At 59.7% G+C, this 18,641-nt stretch carries 15 protein-coding genes and 1 other RNA gene; all 16 read right to left on the bottom strand.

Annotated elements, in window-relative coordinates; all coding sequences use genetic code 11:
* Positions 1-24: 24 nt before the first annotated feature.
* Positions 25-1,179, bottom strand: coding sequence for a cell division protein FtsZ (gene ftsZ / locus BLW10_RS02475; protein WP_091332116.1), 1,155 nt, complete (start codon positions 1,177-1,179; stop codon positions 25-27).
* 307 nt (positions 1,180-1,486) lie between these two features.
* A complete protein-coding gene (gene ftsA, locus BLW10_RS02470; protein WP_091332114.1) occupies positions 1,487-2,722 on the bottom strand; it encodes a cell division protein FtsA in 1,236 nt (411 codons plus the stop codon).
* Positions 2,723-2,728: 6 nt separating this feature from the next.
* On the bottom strand, positions 2,729-3,529 hold the full coding sequence (locus BLW10_RS02465; protein ID WP_245709057.1) for a cell division protein FtsQ/DivIB: 801 nt from the start codon (positions 3,527-3,529) through the stop codon (positions 2,729-2,731).
* 41 nt (positions 3,530-3,570) lie between these two features.
* Entirely contained in the window at positions 3,571-4,509 is a 939-nt protein-coding gene (locus BLW10_RS02460; RefSeq protein WP_091332111.1) for a D-alanine--D-alanine ligase, read from the bottom strand.
* Positions 4,509-5,381 carry a UDP-N-acetylmuramate dehydrogenase gene (gene murB, locus BLW10_RS02455; protein WP_091332109.1) on the bottom strand — a complete coding sequence of 291 codons (873 nt, stop codon included), beginning with the start codon at positions 5,379-5,381 and terminating at the stop codon, positions 4,509-4,511. The genes BLW10_RS02460 and murB overlap by 1 nt, the downstream gene beginning before the upstream one ends.
* Positions 5,381-6,808 (bottom strand): UDP-N-acetylmuramate--L-alanine ligase, encoded by a 1,428-nt coding sequence (gene murC / locus BLW10_RS02450; RefSeq protein ID WP_091332107.1) that lies wholly within the window; start codon positions 6,806-6,808, stop codon positions 5,381-5,383. The genes murB and murC overlap by 1 nt, the downstream gene beginning before the upstream one ends.
* Positions 6,805-7,896: an undecaprenyldiphospho-muramoylpentapeptide beta-N-acetylglucosaminyltransferase gene (gene murG / locus BLW10_RS02445; RefSeq protein ID WP_177168965.1), complete on the bottom strand. Its 1,092-nt coding sequence runs from the start codon at positions 7,894-7,896 to the stop codon at positions 6,805-6,807. Before murG ends, murC begins: the two co-directional genes overlap by 4 nt.
* Positions 7,881-9,068, bottom strand: a complete 1,188-nt coding sequence (gene ftsW / locus BLW10_RS02440) for a putative lipid II flippase FtsW (protein ID WP_091332103.1) — start codon at positions 9,066-9,068, stop codon at positions 7,881-7,883. The genes murG and ftsW overlap by 16 nt, the downstream gene beginning before the upstream one ends.
* Complete coding sequence (gene murD, locus BLW10_RS02435) at positions 9,065-10,408, bottom strand: UDP-N-acetylmuramoyl-L-alanine--D-glutamate ligase (RefSeq protein ID WP_091332223.1); 1,344 nt, start codon at positions 10,406-10,408, stop codon at positions 9,065-9,067. The genes ftsW and murD overlap by 4 nt, the downstream gene beginning before the upstream one ends.
* Before the next feature lie 90 nt (positions 10,409-10,498).
* Complete coding sequence (gene mraY, locus BLW10_RS02430) at positions 10,499-11,581, bottom strand: phospho-N-acetylmuramoyl-pentapeptide-transferase (RefSeq protein ID WP_091332101.1); 1,083 nt, start codon at positions 11,579-11,581, stop codon at positions 10,499-10,501.
* Positions 11,582-12,943, bottom strand: coding sequence for a UDP-N-acetylmuramoyl-tripeptide--D-alanyl-D-alanine ligase (locus BLW10_RS02425; protein WP_091332099.1), 1,362 nt, complete (start codon positions 12,941-12,943; stop codon positions 11,582-11,584).
* Positions 12,944-12,951: 8 nt separating this feature from the next.
* The gene (locus tag BLW10_RS02420) at positions 12,952-14,745 is read right to left on the bottom strand and encodes a peptidoglycan D,D-transpeptidase FtsI family protein (protein ID WP_091332097.1); all 1,794 of its coding nucleotides are present in this window, start codon (positions 14,743-14,745) and stop codon (positions 12,952-12,954) included.
* Positions 14,732-15,022, bottom strand: coding sequence for a cell division protein FtsL (ftsL, locus tag BLW10_RS02415; protein ID WP_091332095.1), 291 nt, complete (start codon positions 15,020-15,022; stop codon positions 14,732-14,734). The genes BLW10_RS02420 and ftsL overlap by 14 nt, the downstream gene beginning before the upstream one ends.
* Positions 15,019-15,948 (bottom strand): 16S rRNA (cytosine(1402)-N(4))-methyltransferase RsmH, encoded by a 930-nt coding sequence (gene rsmH / locus BLW10_RS02410; RefSeq protein ID WP_091332094.1) that lies wholly within the window; start codon positions 15,946-15,948, stop codon positions 15,019-15,021. The genes ftsL and rsmH overlap by 4 nt, the downstream gene beginning before the upstream one ends.
* A 108-nt stretch (positions 15,949-16,056) precedes the next feature.
* An RNA gene (gene rnpB, locus BLW10_RS02405) (RNase P RNA component class A) lies at positions 16,057-16,436 on the bottom strand.
* Between the two features lie 56 nt (positions 16,437-16,492).
* Positions 16,493-18,610: a YgiQ family radical SAM protein gene (locus BLW10_RS02400; RefSeq protein ID WP_091332092.1), complete on the bottom strand. Its 2,118-nt coding sequence runs from the start codon at positions 18,608-18,610 to the stop codon at positions 16,493-16,495.
* Positions 18,611-18,641: the final 31 nt, after the last annotated feature.

Here is an 18,641-nt window from a genome sequence, read left to right as displayed (position 1 = left end):
TTTCTGAATGCGGGAGTTCCCGCATCAGTCGGCCTGACGGCGCAAAAAGGCCGGGATGTCGAGATAATCCAGATCGGTGCCGTCGGTTTTATCGCCACCGGCTGCTGTGCCCTTGCGATAGGCCGACGGACGGCGCTCCAGTTCACGATAATCTGGATCGGCGCTGTTCTCGCCGCTGACTAAACGCATCGTCTCCGCGCCTGGACGCTTGATGCGTGCCCGTCGGTCGCCCAAACCGGTGGCGACCACGGTGACGCGCAATTCGTCTTCCAAATCGGGATCGACTACAGTCCCGACGACCACGGTGGCATCAGCGTCGGCAAAATCGCTCACGGTGTTACCGACTTCATCGAACTCGCCGATGGTCAGGGTCATGCCAGCCGTAATGTTGACGAGAATGCCCTTCGCGCCAGCCAAGTCGATGTCTTCCAGCAGCGGACTGCGGATGGCGGCTTCAGCCGCAGCGCGGGCGCGATTTTCACCGCGTGCCGAGCCGGTGCCCATCATCGCCACGCCCATATTCGACATGATGGTTTTTACGTCGGCGAAGTCCACATTCACCAGACCGCGACAGGTAATCAGTTCTGCGATGCCCTGAGTGGCGTTGAGCAGCACATCGTTGGCGGCTTTGAACGCATCGAGCAGGCTGACATCCTTGCCGAGCACGGCGAGCAGCTTTTCATTGGGGATGGTGATGAGCGAATCGACATGCTGGGCCAGCTCTGCGATGCCCTCATCGGCGATGCGGCGGCGTCTGGCCCCCTCGAACGGAAACGGCTTGGTGACGACGGCGACGGTCAGAATGCCCAACTCTTTGGCCACCTGCGCGACAATCGGCGCAGCACCGGTGCCGGTTCCGCCGCCCATGCCAGCGGTGATAAACACCATATCCGCGCCTTCGAGCGCCTCTTGAATGCGATCACGGTCTTCGAGCGCGGCATGACGCCCGACATCGGGATCGGCACCAGCGCCCAGACCTTTGGTGATCCCCGCGCCCAATTGCAGAATGGTCTTGACGTTAGAATGCCGCAGTGCCTGCGCATCGGTATTGGCGCAGATAAAATCCACGCCCTCAATCGTCGAGGCGACCATGTGATTGACCGCATTACTGCCGCCGCCGCCAACGCCGATGACTTTGATGACGGCGTTCTGACTGTGAGTATCCATCAATTCAAACATTGTTCTGCTCTCCGGCGCAGCCCGTGCGCCACCATAAAACTTGACAAACTCTGGTCATCGGCGCAACGCCCACAACCACCCCCGACCCGGCTACCGCGCTCGGCACGCTGCAACCGCTTAGCTAAACGAACTGTTCTGCCGTGCGGCGGGCGGCTTGACTCCGCCCCGATTGTTGATCTGTATGCGGTCTTAATTTTGTTCTTGTTTTTATTCTGTTTGTTCTAGTTTGTGATGCCGTACCGATTGCGATGCGATGGAGTCGTACCCCATTGCTGGCGGCTGATCGCTGGAAGCTGACGACTGGAAACTAAAAATTCCCCTGAAACCAACGCCGCATCCGCGCCAGCCAGACTCGCAGCCCCGTGCCATCTGTCGGTTCAACACGGCGCGATAGGCGATTTTGACGCGCATACATCAATAATCCCACACCCGTAGCATGGATTGGATTATCGACTACTTCGGGCAAACCCAGCACACGATTCGGCAGCCCCAAACGCACCGGAATATGAAACACCTCTTCGGCCAGCTCGATTAAGCCCTGCATCTTCGCACCGCCGCCGGTGAGCACCACGCCACCGGCGATGACATCTTCAAAACTGCTCCGGCGCAGTTCACGATGCAGCAAAATGAGCAATTCTTCATAACGTGGTTCGACCACCTCGGCCAGTGTCTGGCGCGAGAGCCGACGCGGTGGGCGGTCGCCGATGCTCGGCACCTCGATCATCTCGCCATGCTCGGCTAACTGGGTAAGCGCATAAGCGTGTTGAATTTTGATCTGTTCGGCATGTTGCGTCGGCGTGCGCAGGGCGACGGCGATGTCATTGGTAACCTGACTGCCGGCAATGGGAATCACCGCAGTATGCCGAATCGCGCCATCGGTAAACACGGCTAAATCGGTCGTGCCACCGCCAATATCGACCACGCACACGCCTAATTCTTTTTCATCTTCACTGAGTACCGCATAGCTCGAACTCAATTGCGCCAGCACTAAATCATCGACTTCTAATCCACAGCGGCGCACGCATTTCACAATATTCTGCGCTGCACTCGCTGCACCCGTGACCATGTGTACCCGTGCTTCTAAACGCACGCCACACATGCCAATTGGTTCGCGGATGCCTTCTTGATCGTCAATAATGAACTCTTGCGGGAGAATATGCAGAATCTTTTGATCGGCAGGAATCGCCACCGCCCGCGCTGCTTCAATCACGCGATCTACGTCGGCTTGATTAACTTCGTGTTCTTTAATCGCGGTGATGCCATCGGAATTGAGACTGCGAATATGATTGCCAGCAATGCCGACATGCACCGAATGAATCTCACAATCGGCCATCAATTCAGCCGATTCAACCGCACGCTGAATCGATTGCACCGTTGATTCGATATCGACTACCACGCCTTTTTTTAGGCCGCGTGAGGGATGCGTGCCGATGCCGATAATCTCGATCTGATCGTCGTCCTTGAGTTCGCCGACCAAACAGGCGATCTTCGAGGTGCCGATATCCAGCCCCACCAACAGACTTTTGTCGTTACGTCGCGCCATCCTGATTTATCCTCGACGGCTCGCGTGCGCGGCCACGCGATCCGGATGTGCTCGAACGCCCGTCTCCGTATTCGGTGCCCATTTCACCGAAAACCCATTGCTGTAACGCAGATCAATCAGCAGCGGTCGGCCAGCGGCGGCCAGTTCTAACGCGCTCGCCACATAACGCGCCAGCCGCTCTTCGACCTGCATGGTGCCTAAACGCAGTTCCACGCCCGAAGAAAGCTTCAGCCGCCAATCGCCCCGCGCATCGACGGTCAGACGCTCAATATCTTGACTGACCGTATCGAGCTGGGTGCGCCACGCCAGATAACGCGCCATGATCTCGGGGGCGCGGCGATCATCGCCTTCCAGCAGCGGCAGATTCGGCGAGATCGTCTGACCCTGCGGTCGAAACACCACGCCCTCAGCCGTCACCAGCCCGTCGAAATTCCACCGCGCCACCGGACGATATTCTTCCACCGCGACGCGGAGCGTATCCGGCCACACGCGCCGCAGGGTCGCATGACCGACCCAGGGCAGTTCTTCGGCGGCGATCTGCAATTGGCGCAGATCGGTCGTCAAAATACCGCCGCGTAGCCGAGCCGTCAGGCGCTCTTGCAGTTGCTGCGAAGAGTGATGATGCACTTCGCCCTCGACCTGAATAAAGCGAATCGGTAACAGCGTTGGCTCCCAGCGTAATAATTGCCAACCCGCTCCGGCCAGCGCCAGCAAAATCAGCACGCCAAATACGGCCCGCACCCGCGCACCCAAGCGGCTCGGATGCTCAGGGGCGGGAAGTTCTGCGGGGCCAGATGCCGTACTCACTGTGTGCGGACTCGTGTTAAAGATTCTTGTGTAGCGATGAATTAGCGCGGACGATTTACACTGGTTTCCAAAATTCGCCACACTAATTCATCAAAGTCGATCCCCGCTGCCCTGGCCGCCATTGGCACTAAACTATGATCGGTCATCCCGGGTACGGTGTTAATTTCGAGCAAAAACGGCTGACCGGTGCGATCCAGCATGATATCCACCCGCCCCCAGCCGTGCGCACCGACGGCATCGAATGCCGCTAAGGCTAAGGCTTGCAGTCGGGTTTCAACCTCAGGTGCCAGTCCACACGGACAGTGATAGCGCGTGCTCTCGGCGCGATACTTTGCATCATAGTCGTAAAAAGCGTGCGGTGTTTCCAGTCGAATCAATGGCAGTGCCTCACGACCGAGAATCGCGGCCGTTAATTCAATCCCGTCAATCCAACGTTCAGCCAGCACCAGCCCATCGAATTGCCGCGCTGTGTGCCACGCCTGTTCTAATTCCGCGACCGATGTCACCCGCGCCATGCCGATGCTCGATCCTTCATGCACCGGCTTCATCATCAGCGGAAAACCCAGTGCTGCCGCTGCGGTGAGATCGGCGGCCTCGCGCACTAACACACTCTCAGCCGTCGGCAAGCCCGCGCCCTGCCAAGCGAGTTTGCAGCGATATTTATCCATGCCGAGCGCCGAACCGAGCACGCCCGAACCGGTATAGGGCACGCCGATGGTTTCGAGTGCGCCCTGAATCTGCCCATCTTCGCCGCCGCGCCCATGCAGCATAATGAAGGCGCGATCATAACCGCCCGCCCGCAGCCGCTCCAAGATGGTGACATCGGGATCAAGCGCCGTGACAGCGATGCCGAGACGCTGCAATGCTTCCAGCACGGCGCGTCCGCTTTTGAGCGAGACTTCGCGCTCGGCGGCCTGACCGCCCATCAAAAGGGCCACAGTTCCAAATCGCTCCGGTGAGCGGTTCACTTCGGTCGTCATTAACAATCTCCGGTCACGCGGCGCACTTCGGGCACAAGCAGAATGCCCGTAGCCTGCGCGACCTGTTGCTGAATATGCGCAATCAAATGAATGATGTCGGCGGCAGTCGCACCGCCGCGATTGATAATAAAGTTCGCGTGTTTGTCGGAGACTTCAGCCCCGCCGCTGCGCGTGCCCTTGAGTCCGAGCGCGTCGATCAAGCGGGCGGCATGATCGCCGGGCGGATTGCGAAACACCGAACCGCCGCTCGCTTGACCGATGGGCTGGGTGGCAGCGCGACGGGCAAGTAGCTCGCGGATCTGCGCTTGACTGGCCTGCCCATCGCCGGGCGTCAATTCCAATTCTGCGGCGACAAACCATTCGCCCGCCGGCCCCTGTACCTCACGATAAGCTGGTTGATAATCCGTCGCCGGACGCTCGCGGATCTGGCCCTGTCGATCCACTGTCCACACCCGCTGCACCAGCGTCCAAGTCTCACCGCCCCAAGCACCGGCATTCATCGCCAATGCGCCGCCGACAGTGCCCGGAATCCCGGCGAGAAATTCACTGCCGGTCAGATTGTGACGGGCGGCAAAGCGGGCGAGCTTGGCGCTTGAAACTCCCGCTTCGACATACAGGCGCGTTGCGCCGCGCTGTTCTAACTGAGTCAGTGTGCCGAGTGTCAAGATCACCGTGCCGTTAAAACCGGCATCATCAATCAGCAGATTACTGCCCAAGCCCAGCCACAGCAGCGGTTCATTCGGGTCAAGCTGGCGCAGACAGTCGCACAGATCGGCACTATCCGCCGGACGATACAGCCGCCGCGCCGGGCCGCCGACGCGCCAAGTGGTATAGCGTGCTAAGGGTTCATCAAACTGCCACTGACCGCGCATCACCAGCCCCGCTCGATCAGCTCCGGCAGACGCGCCGCCAGACCACCGATATCGCCTGCGCCGGAAACAAGCACAATATCGCCATCGCGCAGCAGCTTGGCCAGCAGTCCGGGCACGGCGGCGAGATCTTGCGCAAAGATCGGATCGCATTCACCGCGCACGCGAATCGCTCGACTCAAGGCCCGCCCATCGGCTCCAGCTATCGGCTGCTCACCGGCCGGATAGACTTCGCACAGCACCAGCGCATCCGGAGTCGAGAGCACGGCGACGAAATCCTCGAACTGTTCTTGGGTGCGGCTGTAACGATGGGGTTGGAATACCAGCACCAGCCGACGGCCGCGCCAGCCCTCACGCGCTGCTGCGAGCGTCGCGGCCAGTTCGCGTGGATGATGGCCGTAATCATCGACGACTAAGATCTGCCGCCCGTGCGGATCGCGGACTTCATGGGCGACAAAGCGCCGCCCCACGCCCTGAAAGCCGGCCAGTGCCCGCACAATCGCCGCCTCATCGACGCCCAATTCGAGCGCGACACTGATTGCCGCCAACGCATTGAGCACATTATGCCGCCCCGGTAAATTGAGCGTCACCGCCAGCGGTTGTGCAAACTCTGCGCCATGCACCAGAAAAGACGTGCGCATTCCGTCCTGTTGAATCTCGCTGGCGCGTAAATCGGCCTCGGGACGGGTGCCATAGGTGCGCACCGGACGCGGCACCTCCGGCACCAGCGCCCGCACTTCGGGATCGTCGATACAGAGCACCGCCAGCCCATAAAAGGGCAGATGGTGTAAAAACTCCATAAACGTCTGGCGCAGCCGGTCAAAATCATTGCCGTAAGTGCGCATGTGATCGGCGTCGATGTTGGTGACAATCGACACCATCGGCTGCAAATAGAGAAAGGACGCATCGCTCTCGTCGGCTTCGGCGACCAGATATTTAGTCGTGCCGAGTCGCGCATTGGCTCCGGCGCTGTTCAGCCGCCCGCCGATGACAAAGGTCGGATCGAGTCCCCCTTCAGCCAGCAGACTGGCGACTAAACTGGTGGTCGTCGTCTTGCCGTGTGTGCCCGCAACCGCGACGCCATAATAAAAGCGCATCAACTCGGCGAGCATTTCGGCGCGGCGCACAATCGGAATCCGTTGCTCGCGGGCCTGTTGAATCTCGGGATTGGTTTCGTCAATCGCGGTCGAGACAACCACCGCATCGGCGTCGGTCACTTGTTCGGCGCGATGACCGATAAAGATTTCAACGCCGAGCGAGCGCAGACGTTGCGTAACTTCGCTGTCGCGCTGATCGGAACCGGCGACTTCATAGCCCAGATTGGCCATCAGTTCGGCGATGCCGCTCATGCCCGAGCCGCCAATGCCAATAAAATGCAGACGCCGCACCCGTCCCATCTGGGCGGCGCTGTGCTGAAGATGCGGACTCATAGCTGGGACTCGTGGGCGGAGTAAGCGAGACAGGCACGCACAAGCTGTGCCGTAGCATGGGGTTGAGCGCGACGCCGAGCGGCTTCGGCCATGACGAGCAATTGAGCGCGATTGGTAACGAGCTGTTGCAGCAGCGCGGCTAAACCGGCGGCGGTGAGTTCATGCTGTACGATCAAATACGCCGCGCCGATCTCGGATAGATACCGCGCATTGCCGACCTGATGATCATCCACCGCAAACGGATAGGGCACGAGAATTGCGCCGACGCCAGCGGCCGCCAGTTCCGCGACGGTCAGCGCCCCCGAACGGCACACCACCAGATCGGCCCAAGCGTAGGCTTCCGCCATATCGCGCACAAAGGGCACCACCTCAGCCGTCACCCCTGCTTCACGATAGGCTGTCTGCGCCAGTTCGAGCGTGCGTTCGCCGGCCTGATGGCGCACCAGCGGGCGCTGCTCCGGCGGCAACAGCGCCAGCGCCTGCGGGAGCGTGGTATTGAGCGCCTGTGCGCCTAGTGAGCCGCCGACAACTAAAACCCGCGCTGGCCCAGTGCGCCCAGCGAAGCGGTGCGCCGGTGCCGGTAGAGCGAGAATTGCCTGCCGCACCGGATTGCCGCTCAGAATAGCGCGACGCGCTGGCGGAAAGCTCGCGGGGAAGGCTTCAAACACCTGCGTTGCCACCCGCGCTAACCAGCGATTCGTCAAGCCGGGGATGCAGTTTTGTTCATGAATCAGCAGCGGAATGCCCAGCGCCCGCGCCGCCAAACCGCCCGGCCCCGAGACAAATCCGCCCATGCCGAGCACAGCGGTCGGCTGACGGCGGCGCAGAATCGCCCGCGCTTGCGCAAAGGCTCCCGCAAGCCGAAACGGTGCCTTGAGCCACGAGGCCGCGCCCTTGCCGCGCACCCCGGCAATCGTCAGCCATTCGATCTCAAAGCCGTGCTCGGGCACCAGCCGCGCTTCGAGGCCGGTGCGGGTACCGATCCAGAACACCTCCGCGCCCTGCGCCCGCAATGCCTCAGCAACGGCGAGCGCCGGAAACACATGACCGCCGGTGCCCCCGGCCATCACGGCTACACACGCGACCACGGACGCCCCCGCTCGGCTTCCAGATGCCGCAAGCGCACATCAATCCGCAATAAAATGGCAATCGCCATGCAGCCGACCATCAAACTATTGCTCCCATAACTCATAAACGGCAGGGTTAAGCCTTTAGTGGGCAAAATACCGACATTCACGCCAAGATTGACAAATGATTGCATCCCAAGCCACAGCCCAATTCCTTGCGCGACATAGGCATCAAAGGGACGCTTGAGCGCCTCAGCGCGTAGACCAATTGACACCGCCCGCCAAGTTAAAAACACAAAGGCGGCGATTAACACCAGCATTCCGACAAAGCCTAATTCTTCGCCAATCACCGACGGCAGAAAATCGGTGTGGGCTTCGGGGAGAAAATATTGTTTTTGAATACCATTGCCCAGCCCGACGCCGAGCCATTCGCCGCGCCCAAAGGCAATCAGCGCCTGACTGAGTTGATAGCCGGAATTAAACGGATCTTCCCAGGGATTGAGAAAGGAAATCACGCGCTCTAAACGATAGGGTGAAAAAATCACCAGCGTGACAAAGGCGGCAGCGACCATCGCTAACAGCACAATAAACGGCAATAGGGTTGCGCCGCCTAAAAATAGCATTCCCATGACGGTCGCTAACATCACCGACATGGTACCGAAATCCGGCTGCATTAAAATTAACGCGGCGGCTGCGCCAATTAACACCAGCGGGCGAATAAAGCCGGTAATCTGATTGACCACTTTTTCGGCATGACGGACTAAATATCCGGCGACATAGAGCACAGCAAAGAGTTTAACAAATTCCGAGGGCTGAACATTCAGCGGCCCGAGTGGAATCCAGCGCGTTGCACCATTGACTGTGCGCCCAATACCGGGAATGAGCACCAGCACTAATACCAAGACGCTGGCTAAAAATAACCAAACACCGTGCCGCTCCCACCAATCACTCGGCACCTGATAGGCAATCACGCCCAGCCCGAGTGCTAATCCCAGCGCCAGCGCATGGCGGATTGAATAATGAAAGGGATTTTGGCAGCAGGATTCGGCAATCGACATCGACGCCGAAGTGACCATTACCCAGCCAAATGCCAGCAGCGCAATCGCGCACAGCAGCAGCGGATAATCGAATGCTGCCGCTTGGCGCAAGCGCGGGGTGTGAAACCAGCGTTTTGCACGCACCGCAACCGTCATGTTCGCAATCTCCGCACGGCCTCGGCGAAGACCTGACCGCGCTGTTCATAATTCTCGAACAGATCAAAGCTGGCGCAGGCCGGTGATAACAGCACACAATCGCCCGGCTGCACCTGTTGCGCGGCCAGTGCGACCGCTTCGTGCAGATCGCGGGCGCGAAACAGTGGCACCGTGCCAAAGAGTACGGCGGCCAGTTGCGGGGCATCGCGGCCAAATAACACCACCGCCCGCGCCGACTGCGCCACTGCCTCGCGTAATGGGCTGAAATCCGCGCCCTTGCCCTCGCCACCGGCGATCAGCACCACACGCCCGCCGCCGGATTCGGGCGTCAATCCGGCTAACGCGGCGAGGGTCGCGCCGGGATTGGTGCCTTTGGAATCGTTATACCAACGTGCGCCAGCCCGTTCGGCGACAAATTCACTGCGATGCGGTAGCCCAGGAAAGGTGCGTAATGTTTCGCAAGCCATAGTCAACGGGATCGCGCTGGCGTGCGCCAGTGCCAGTGCCGCCAGCGCATTGGCCAGATTATGCCGCCCAGGAATGCGCACCTCAGCCGTCGGCAGCAGTGGTTCACTGCCGTGACAGATCCACGCTTGACCGTCGCGCACGCGCACGCCGAAATCAGCGCCCGTCGGCTCGCCGAGGGTAAAGCCGATTTCCTGTTCGGCAGCACGCGGCATGGCGACGACACGCGGATCATCGCGATTGACCACCGCGATCCGTGCGCCCTGATAAATCCGCGCTTTAGTCTGCGCATAGGCATCGAGATTGGCGTACCGGTCGAGATGATCGGCGGAAATATTCAGCACCACCGCAACATCCGCCCGCAGACTCGGCACGGTTTCTAACTGAAAGCTCGATAATTCAATCACATAGCGTTCAAGATTCGGCGCAAGCAGATCGAGCACCGGCTCGCCGAGATTGCCGCCGACCGCCACCCGCTGTCCGGCTTGCTGCGCCATCAGCCCGACCAGCGTCGTTACCGTGCTTTTGCCGTTCGAGCCAGTGATCGCGCACAGCGGCGCGGTGGTTTCGCGCACGAACAATTCAATATCGCCAATCGCGGGCACGCCGAGTGCGAGCGCCCGCCGAATCAGCGGCTCCGTGAGTGGCACGCCCGGACTGACAACCAGTTGCGTCGCTGCCGCAAACAGCGCCCGATCAAAGCCGCCAACCGCGACCTTGACCTCAGGCCAGTCGGCCTGAAGCTGCGCCAGACCGGGCGGCTGCGAACGGCTATCCGTCACGGCCACCGGCACACCGCGTGCGCAGAGATGACGCACACACGAGAGTCCGGTTTTGCCGAGACCAACCACCAGCGTCAACGGTTCGCTTGGCATGGCAGTCGGCGCGTTGGCCGACTTTTTTACTGTGGTTTTGGTTTTAGCTTTGGCTTTGGGTTTTGCTTTTGTATTCATCGGCGGATTGCGTTACCGAATTTTCAGACTCGCCAGACCAATTAACACCAGCACGACGGTTAAAATCCAAAAACGGACAATCACACGCGGTTCTGGCCAGCCTTTGAGTTCAAAATGATGATGCAATGGAGCCATGCGGAAAATCCGCTTGCCGGTGAGTTTAAATGACAATACCTGCAACATCACCGAAACTGTTTCAGCGACAAAGACGCCGCCCATAATAAACAGAATCAATTCTTGCCGCGCTGCAACCGCCACCACACCGAGCGCCGCGCCTAATGCTAACGCGCCGACATCGCCCATAAACACCATTGCGGGATAGGCATTAAACCAGAGAAAACCGAGTCCCGCGCCGACTAACGCAGCACAGAAAATCACCAATTCCCCGACTTCTGGGATATAGGGAATCAGCAAATAATTAGCAATCTGCGCATGACCAGCAGCATAGACAAAGATCGTCAGTGCTCCGGCGACTAATACGGTTGGCATGATCGCCAAGCCGTCTAAACCATCGGTGAGATTGACCGCATTGCTCGAACCGACAATGACAAAATAAGTCAGTAAAATAAACCAGGGGCCAAGCTGAATGCTGAGATGTTTAGCATAGGGAATCAGCAGCGCGGTTTCCGCCGGGGAATTAGCCGTGACATAGAGCGCCACGGCAGCGGCAAAGCCAAACACAGTTTGCCAAAAATATTTCCAGCGGGCGACTAAACCACGCGGATCGCGTTTGACCAGTTTTTTATAATCATCGACCAGCCCGACTAATCCAAAAGCCAGCGTGGTGAATAAAACAATCCAAACATAGCGATTGCTTAAATCTGACCATAATAGCGTCGCAATGGCGACGGCAACTAAAATCAGTGCCCCGCCCATTGTCGGGGTGCCGGATTTGGATAAATGACTTTGCGGGCCATCATCGCGCACGGTTTGACCGATTTTATAGGCACGCAAATGCCGAATCATCGGTCGCCCGACGACCAGTGCAATTCCGAGCGCCGTGAGCACGCCGAGAATGGCGCGTAAGGTCAAATAGCGAAACACCGAAAACCCGTTGTGATATTCGGTGAGCCAATCGGTCAAATACAGCAACATCTAACAATCATCCTCGGCGCACAGCGCCTCAACAATGCGTTCCATCCGCGCCAGCCGCGAGCCTTTAACCAGCACGCGGTCGCCGGGGTGTAAGGTGGTTTTCAGGTAAGCGAGGAGCGCCGATTGATCGCCAAAATGCGCCCCGCCGGTGCCAAAGGCGCGGCTGGCCTCGGCGCTCAGGGTGCCGACAGTGCAGAGCTGATCGAGTCCAGCAGCCCGCGCATACTGACCGATTTCAGCATGAAGCAGCGCGGCATCTGGCCCCAATTCGCCCAGATCGCCGAGCACCAGTGTACGCCGCCCGTCGAGTGTGGCCAGCACATCAATGGCGGCGCGGAGTGAATCGGGATTGGCGTTATAGCTATCGTCAATGACGCCGATCTCGCGGCAGCGGCGCGGAAACAAGCGCCCTTTGACCGGCGTGAGCGTTTCTAATCCGGTGTGAATCGCCTCACGATCCAACCCCAGCGCCGCCAGCGCCGCCGCAGTCGCCGCTAACGCATTGCGGACATTGTGTTGTCCAGCCAGTTGCAGCGCCAGCGGCCACGCTTCGCCCGCGATCTGCGCAACAAACTGAGTGCGAAAGCCCTCAGGTTCCCAGGTCACGCGCAGTGACGCGGTGCTGGCGCTCAGATCCGCCGCGCCGTCGAGCGCAAAAGTCAGCATCCGCCGTCCGGCGGCCAGCTCGCGCCATAACTCAAGATAAGGCGAATCGCCGCTGACGACGAACACACCTTCCGGCGGCAATCCGCGTGCGATCTCGCCCTTTGCCTGTGCCACGCCTGCGATGCTGCCAAACCCTTCCAGATGCGCTCGTCCCGCATTGGTAATCAGCGCCACATCTGGGCGGGCGATGTCGGTCATATAGCCGATCTCGCCGGGATGATTCGCGCCCATTTCGAGCACTAAAAAATCCTCAGCGCGGGCGCTCAACAGCGTCAGCGGCATTCCGATGTCATTGTTCAGATTGCCCCGCGTCGCCCGCACGGTTCCGACTTGGGCGAGAATGGCCGCAAGCAATTCTTTGACGGTGGTTTTGCCGTTGCTGCCGGTAATCGCAATCACCCGCCCGGCGAAGCGGTTGCGCCAAGCTGCCGCTAACTGACCGAGCGCCAGCCGTGTATCCGCGACCACCCATTGTGGCAGATCAAGCGCCAGCGGCTGTTCGACCAGTGCCGCGACTGCGCCAGCCGCCTGCGCCGCTGCAACATAGTCATGGCCGTCGAATCGCTCGCCGCGTAGTGCGATGAATAATTGCCCGCTGCAATCGGCACGGGAATCGGTGCCGACGCTGGTAAAGGCGACATCAGCGCCGTGCCGGATCCCACCGACTGCCGCGACAGCTTGCGCGAGTGTCCACATTGGTGCAGTCATGGTGCGGCAGCTCCTCGGCGATGTTGCGCCAACATCATCGATGGTTCGGGATCATCCGGCGGTACATTGAACAGCCGCAATGCGCCTTCCATTACTTTTTGAAACACCGGCGCGGCCACCACACCGCCGTAATAGGCACCCGCACCCGGCTCGTCGATCATCACCACCATCACAAAACGCGGCTGTTTTGCTGGGACAAATCCAGCAAACACGGATTGATAGCGATTGCTGGCATAACCGGCTTTGCCCGCTGATTTTTTTGCCGTGCCGGTTTTGCCGGCAGCGCGATAACCGGCGACCATCGCTTGCTTGGCCGTACCCTGTTCGGAGACGACGGTTTCCATCATCGTGCGCAGTCGGCGCGTGGTGTTCGGGCTGAGAATCCGCACCGCCTCACGCGGTTTACTGCGTGCGGCCAGCGGATCCTGTTTGAACAGATTGACTGGACGTTTGATGCCATCAGCGGCGAGCACCAGATAGGCTTGCGCTAATTGCAGCGAGGTGACTGAGAGACCATAGCCGAATGAGTGCGTCGCGTGTTCAAAGGGTCGCCAGGTCGAATAATGGCGCAAAATGCCGCGACTCTCGCCCGGAAAACCGACGCCGGTCGGATGCCCAAAACCGAGCCGATCATACAGCGTCCACAGATCCTCATAGCTCATCATCTGTGCGATCTTGACCGAGCCGACATTGCTGGATTTGGTGATGATGCCGGTCACATCGAGCATCCCGTAATCGTGGACATCGCGCACCACATTACGCCCGATATTGTAAGGAGAGGTGGAAAAGCGCGTGCCGGGGCGGATCAGATTTCTTTCCAGTGCGGCGGCGACCACAAACGGCTTGAGCGTTGAACCCGGCTCCATCACATCGGTCAGGGCACGATTGCGACGGCGCTCACTGTGTCCGGTGCGATCACTGTTGGGGTTAAAACTGGGCTGATTGACCATTGCCAGCACATCGCCGCTGGCCACATCGAGCACAACGAGGGTACCGCCTTTGGCCTTGTGTTCGGTCACGGCGGCTTTCAGTTCACGATAGGCCAGATACTGCAAGCGTCGATCTAAACTCAGCACCAAATCCTGTCCGGGCTGAGGCGCACTGACCTGTTCGATCTGCTCAACCGTGCGCCGCCGTCCGTCGAGAATCACGCGCTGCAAGCCGGGTTCAGCTTTTAGCACCGAGTCATAGACCAGTTCTAAACCTTCCTGACCGCGATCCTCGATATTGGTAAAGCCGATGACATGCGCGAACACCTCCGCGCCCGGATAAAAGCGCCGATATTCGGTCTCAAAACCAACGCCCTGAAGCTTATGTTCGGTGACAACCTGCCGCACCGCCCGTGCTTCATCGAGCGTCACCCGCCGTTTGAGATAAATAAAGCCTTTATCACGATTGGTTTCGATGCGGTCACGCACAAAGGCGACATCTAAGTCCAGCGCCTGTGCCAGTGCCGGAAAAGCTGCCGCATAGTCGATCAGCTTGCGCGGCTCGGCAGTGATGGTTTCGACCGGCGTGCTCACCGCCAGTGGCTCGCCGTTGCGATCCATAATCATGCCGCGCCGCGCTGGAATCACCGCATCGCGCACATGCCGCGCATAGCCCTCGCGCTGCAAAAACTCGGTCTGAATCACCTGCCGATAAAACACCCCAGCGGTCAGGATCACAAATGCCAGTCCGAGTACTGACAGCAGCAACCGGCGGCGCAGGGCGATATTCGGCGTGCGGCGGGGTTGCGCAGAAGGCAGGGGTTTTTTTTTGCGCACCGGACGACGACTAGGGTTTGACATGCGTGCGCTCCTCAATCAAAAGAATATCGCCGATACGCGGGGCGAACATATTGAGTTCACGCCGCGCTTTACGCTCGACGAGCACATGGGTGGACAGCGCCGCCTCTTCGAGCCGCAGCCGATTCCATTCCACCTCGATGGCATCGCGCTGCGTGCGCAGGTCTTGCAGATGGGCAAAATGTAGCCGCGTGCGGTATTTGGTGTGAACCACGCCCATCGCCGTGACAATCACGGCGAGCATCAGCCCCACCAGCAGCATCACGCGCACACGCATCATCCGTGCGGTAACCGTTCGGCCACGCGCAGCACCGCACTGCGGGCGCGAGGATTGAGCTTGGCTTCGCGTTCCGTCGGGCGGATCGCTTTACCGATGGGGCGCAAGCGACCCTGCATCTCGACGGCACGCGCTGGGACACCTTTGGGCAACTCTGGCCCCTTCGTTTCGCGGCGAATGAAGCGTTTGACGAGACGATCTTCAAGCGAATGGAAGCTAATCACGGCCAGCCGCCCGCCCGGAGCAAGCAGTTCGCAGACCTGATTTAGGCAGCGACACAGCGCCTCTAGCTCGCCGTTGACCTGAATCCGCAGTGCCTGAAATGTCCGCGTGGCCGGATGTTTGCCCGGTTCACGGGTCGGCACCGCCTGCGCGATCAGCTCGGCGAGGTGCGCGGTAGTCACAAGCGGCGTGTGCTGGCGCGTCTCGCAGATGGCGCGGGCGATGCGATTGGCAAAGCGTTCTTCGCCAAATTCGCGGATCACGGTGGCAATCTCGGCGTGATCGGCACGCGCTAACCAGTCTGCTGCGGATTCGCCGCTGTGCGGATCCATGCGCATATCGAGCGGGCCATCAGCTTTGAAGCTAAAACCGCGTTCGGGGGTATCGAGTTGCGGCGAGGAGACGCCCAGATCGAGCAGCAGACCGTTGAGGGGTCGGGCAAACTCGGCGGCGGTCAGCAAGGCGCTGATGTCGGCAAAGGAGCCGCGCTGGATTTGAAAACGCGCATCCTCGGCGGCCAGTTGCGCACCGACGGCCACGGCTTCGGGATCGCGATCCAAGCCGAGCACGCGCCCATCCTGACCTAAACGCGATAAGAGGGCGCGACTGTGCCCACCTCGCCCAAAGGTGCCATCAACATAGCGGCCAAAGGACTGAATCTGCAACGCAGAGACAGTCTCCTCCAGCAATACGGGGGTGTGCGACACAGGTTATTTGTCTCCGAACCGCAGCCGCACACTCGGCGTCCAGCGGCTAACAGTCAGGGCCGATGGTGGAGCAGGCAGCGGGTTCGATCAGTGAGTCGTGAGTGATTGGTCAGGAGCCGACCGATAAGCCGGGTTCTGTCGAGGACAGTCATTCATCTGGGACGTGCGTCACCGCACGCCTCGTGCGACCTACCCGGGAACGCGCACGGGCCGCACGCTGCCGCTCGAAGCGGCGTGTTCCCCTATTTGGTCTTGCTCCGGGTGGGGTTTACCCTGCCACCACTGTTGCCAGCGGCGCGGTGCGCTCTTACCGCACCTTTTCACCCTTACCGGCGTTGGCGCAAGCCGCAACCGGCGGTATCTTTTCTGTGGCACTTTCCGTAGGCTTGCGCCTCCCAGGTGTTACCTGGCACCCTGCCCGATGGAGCCCGGACTTTCCTCCCATTCCGCGTGTTTGGCGTGGAAAGAGCGACTGTCTGGTCAGCTCCTGAGCGCAAAATTCTAACATTAGCGGCCAGCTTCCAGCTACCAGCTTCCAGCGTCGTTACGTCTTGCCGCGCCCGACGGTGCGCGGATGCTTCGATGGCGTCGATTTGGGAGCCGAATCGCGCCGCTGCTGTGGACGCCGCGCCCCGTCTGTCACACTGACGCCGGTTCCGGGCGGCTGAAAAGTCGGCACCAGATGCCGCTTGCCGTTGCCGATTAAATCAGCGCGGCCCATATCTTTTAATGCCTGTCGCAGCAGCGGCCAATTCTCAGGATCGTGATAGCGTAAAAACGCTTTTTGTAACCGCCGCTGGCGCATTCCGCGCACCACCGAGACCGATTCCGCCGTGCGTGTCACCTGTTTGAGCGGATTGCGTCCAGTGTGATACATCGCCGTCGCAATCGCCAGCGGGGTCGGCAAGAATGATTGCACTTGATCGAGCCGCAATTTATGCCGTTTTAGCCATACCGCGAGATTGAGCATATCGACATCGCTCGTGCCCGGATGTCCGGCGATAAAATAGGGAATGAGATATTGCTCTTTACCCGCTTCGCGTGAATAACGATCAAATAATTCTTTGAAGCGGTCAAAAATCCCGATTCCGGGTTTCATCATTTTGCTTAATGGCCCAGCTTCAGTATGCTCGGGCGCAATTTTTAGATAGCCGCCGACATGATGCGTGACCAATTCGCGAATATAAGCCGGTGAGCGCAGCGCCAAATCGTAGCGCAGGCCCGAGGCAATCAGTACGCGCTTGATTCCGGGCACAGCGCGGGCTTTGCGGTAGAGCTGAATCAGCGGGCTGTGATCGGTGTTGAGATTGCGGCAGATCTCAGGATAGACACAGGACAGCTTGCGGCAGGCCGCTTCGATGCGCGGATCGCGGCAGCCAAGCCGCCACATATTCGCCGACGGGCCGCCTAAATCAGAGATCGTGCCGGTAAAATTCGGGGCGCGGTCGCGAACATCGCCGATCTCGCGCAAAATCGATGCTTCCGAGCGATTCTGAATAATCCGCCCTTCGTGTTCAGTGATCGAACAAAAGGTGCAGCCGCCAAAACAACCGCGCAAGATGATGACCGAATGGCGAATCATCTCCCACGCTGGCAAACGCGCCTCGCCATAGCTCGAATGTGGGCGGCGCGTGAATGGCAGTTCGTGCAGGCGGTCGAGTTCGGCGCTGGTCAGCGGGATCGGCGGCGGATTGAGCCAGACATCGCGGTCGCCTTGTGCTTGCACGAGTGCGCGGGCATTGCCCGGGTTGGTTTCTAAATGAAACACTCGTGAGGCATGGGCATAGAGCAGCGGATCGTCGCGTACCTGCTCAAATGACGGCAGTCGAATCACGGTTTTATCGCGTTCGGGGCGCGGCAGTGGGGCAACACGCGGTACGCCAATGGCACGCTGTTCGCAGCGCGGGTCAGCTTCATACGGATCGTTGTAGAGCGTCAGCGGCCCGGGCGCGTCAAGTTGGGTCGAATCCAGCAGCGTCCAGCCTTCGGGCAGGTCGCGGCGCAAAAAAGCCGTGCCGCGCAGATCGCGAATGGTCGCAATCGGTTCGCCGCGTGCCAGCCGATGCGCCAGCTCGACAATGGCGCGTTCGGCATTGCCATAAAGTAATAAATCGGCCTTCGCATCGACTAAGACCGAACGACGCACGGTTTCTGACCAATAATCAAAGTGCGCAATTCGGCGCAAACTGGCCTCAATGCCGCCGATGATGATCGGCACGCCCTTGTAGGCTTCGCGGGCACGTTGCGCGTAGACAGTCACCGAGCGATCCGGGCGGCGGCCAGGTTCGGCATTCGGCGTGTACGCATCATCCGAACGGGCGCGGCGGTCGGCGGTGTAGCGGTTGACCATCGAATCCATATTGCCGGCAGTGATGCCAAAAAACAGATTGGGGCGTCCGAGGCGCTGAAAATCCGCCGCTGATGTCCAATCCGGCTGCACAATCAGCCCGACGCGAAATCCCTGCGCTTCCAGCAGTCGCCCGATAATCGCCATGCCGAATGAGGGATGATCGACATAGGCATCACCGGTGACGATGATGATGTCGCAACTGTCCCAGCCCAACAGATCCATCTCAGCGCGGGAGAGCGGCAATTCGGGCGCAGTGCCGAATTTGTACGCCCAATGTTTACGATACGAAAACAAATCAGCAACAGATGACATCGTGTTTGGGTCTCGGGTCTTGCGAATAGAA

The organism is Allochromatium warmingii, assembly GCF_900107145.1.
Classification (GTDB): Bacteria; Pseudomonadota; Gammaproteobacteria; order Chromatiales; family Chromatiaceae; genus Thermochromatium; species Thermochromatium warmingii.
Note: the sequence above shows the minus strand (reverse complement) of the source record. Positions and strands in the feature narration are given on the sequence as shown.

What these genes read in the sequence shown, in the direction of transcription:
- ftsZ (WP_091332116.1), bottom strand. Translation starts at nt 1,179, where the DNA reads ATGTTTGAATTGATGGATACTCACAGTCAGAACGCCGTCATCAAAGTC.
- ftsA (WP_091332114.1), bottom strand. Translation starts at nt 2,722, where the DNA reads ATGGCGCGACGTAACGACAAAAGTCTGTTGGTGGGGCTGGATATCGGC.
- BLW10_RS02460 (WP_091332111.1), bottom strand. Translation starts at nt 4,509, where the DNA reads ATGACGACCGAAGTGAACCGCTCACCGGAGCGATTTGGAACTGTGGCC.
- murB (WP_091332109.1), bottom strand. Translation starts at nt 5,381, where the DNA reads ATGCGCGGTCAGTGGCAGTTTGATGAACCCTTAGCACGCTATACCACT.
- murC (WP_091332107.1), bottom strand. Translation starts at nt 6,808, where the DNA reads ATGAGTCCGCATCTTCAGCACAGCGCCGCCCAGATGGGACGGGTGCGG.
- ftsW (WP_091332103.1), bottom strand. Translation starts at nt 9,068, where the DNA reads ATGACGGTTGCGGTGCGTGCAAAACGCTGGTTTCACACCCCGCGCTTG.
- murD (WP_091332223.1), bottom strand. Translation starts at nt 10,408, where the DNA reads ATGCCAAGCGAACCGTTGACGCTGGTGGTTGGTCTCGGCAAAACCGGA.
- mraY (WP_091332101.1), bottom strand. Translation starts at nt 11,581, where the DNA reads ATGTTGCTGTATTTGACCGATTGGCTCACCGAATATCACAACGGGTTT.
- BLW10_RS02425 (WP_091332099.1), bottom strand. Translation starts at nt 12,943, where the DNA reads ATGTGGACACTCGCGCAAGCTGTCGCGGCAGTCGGTGGGATCCGGCAC.
- BLW10_RS02420 (WP_091332097.1), bottom strand. Translation starts at nt 14,745, where the DNA reads ATGTCAAACCCTAGTCGTCGTCCGGTGCGCAAAAAAAAACCCCTGCCT.
- ftsL (WP_091332095.1), bottom strand. Translation starts at nt 15,022, where the DNA reads ATGATGCGTGTGCGCGTGATGCTGCTGGTGGGGCTGATGCTCGCCGTG.
- BLW10_RS02400 (WP_091332092.1), bottom strand. Translation starts at nt 18,610, where the DNA reads ATGTCATCTGTTGCTGATTTGTTTTCGTATCGTAAACATTGGGCGTAC.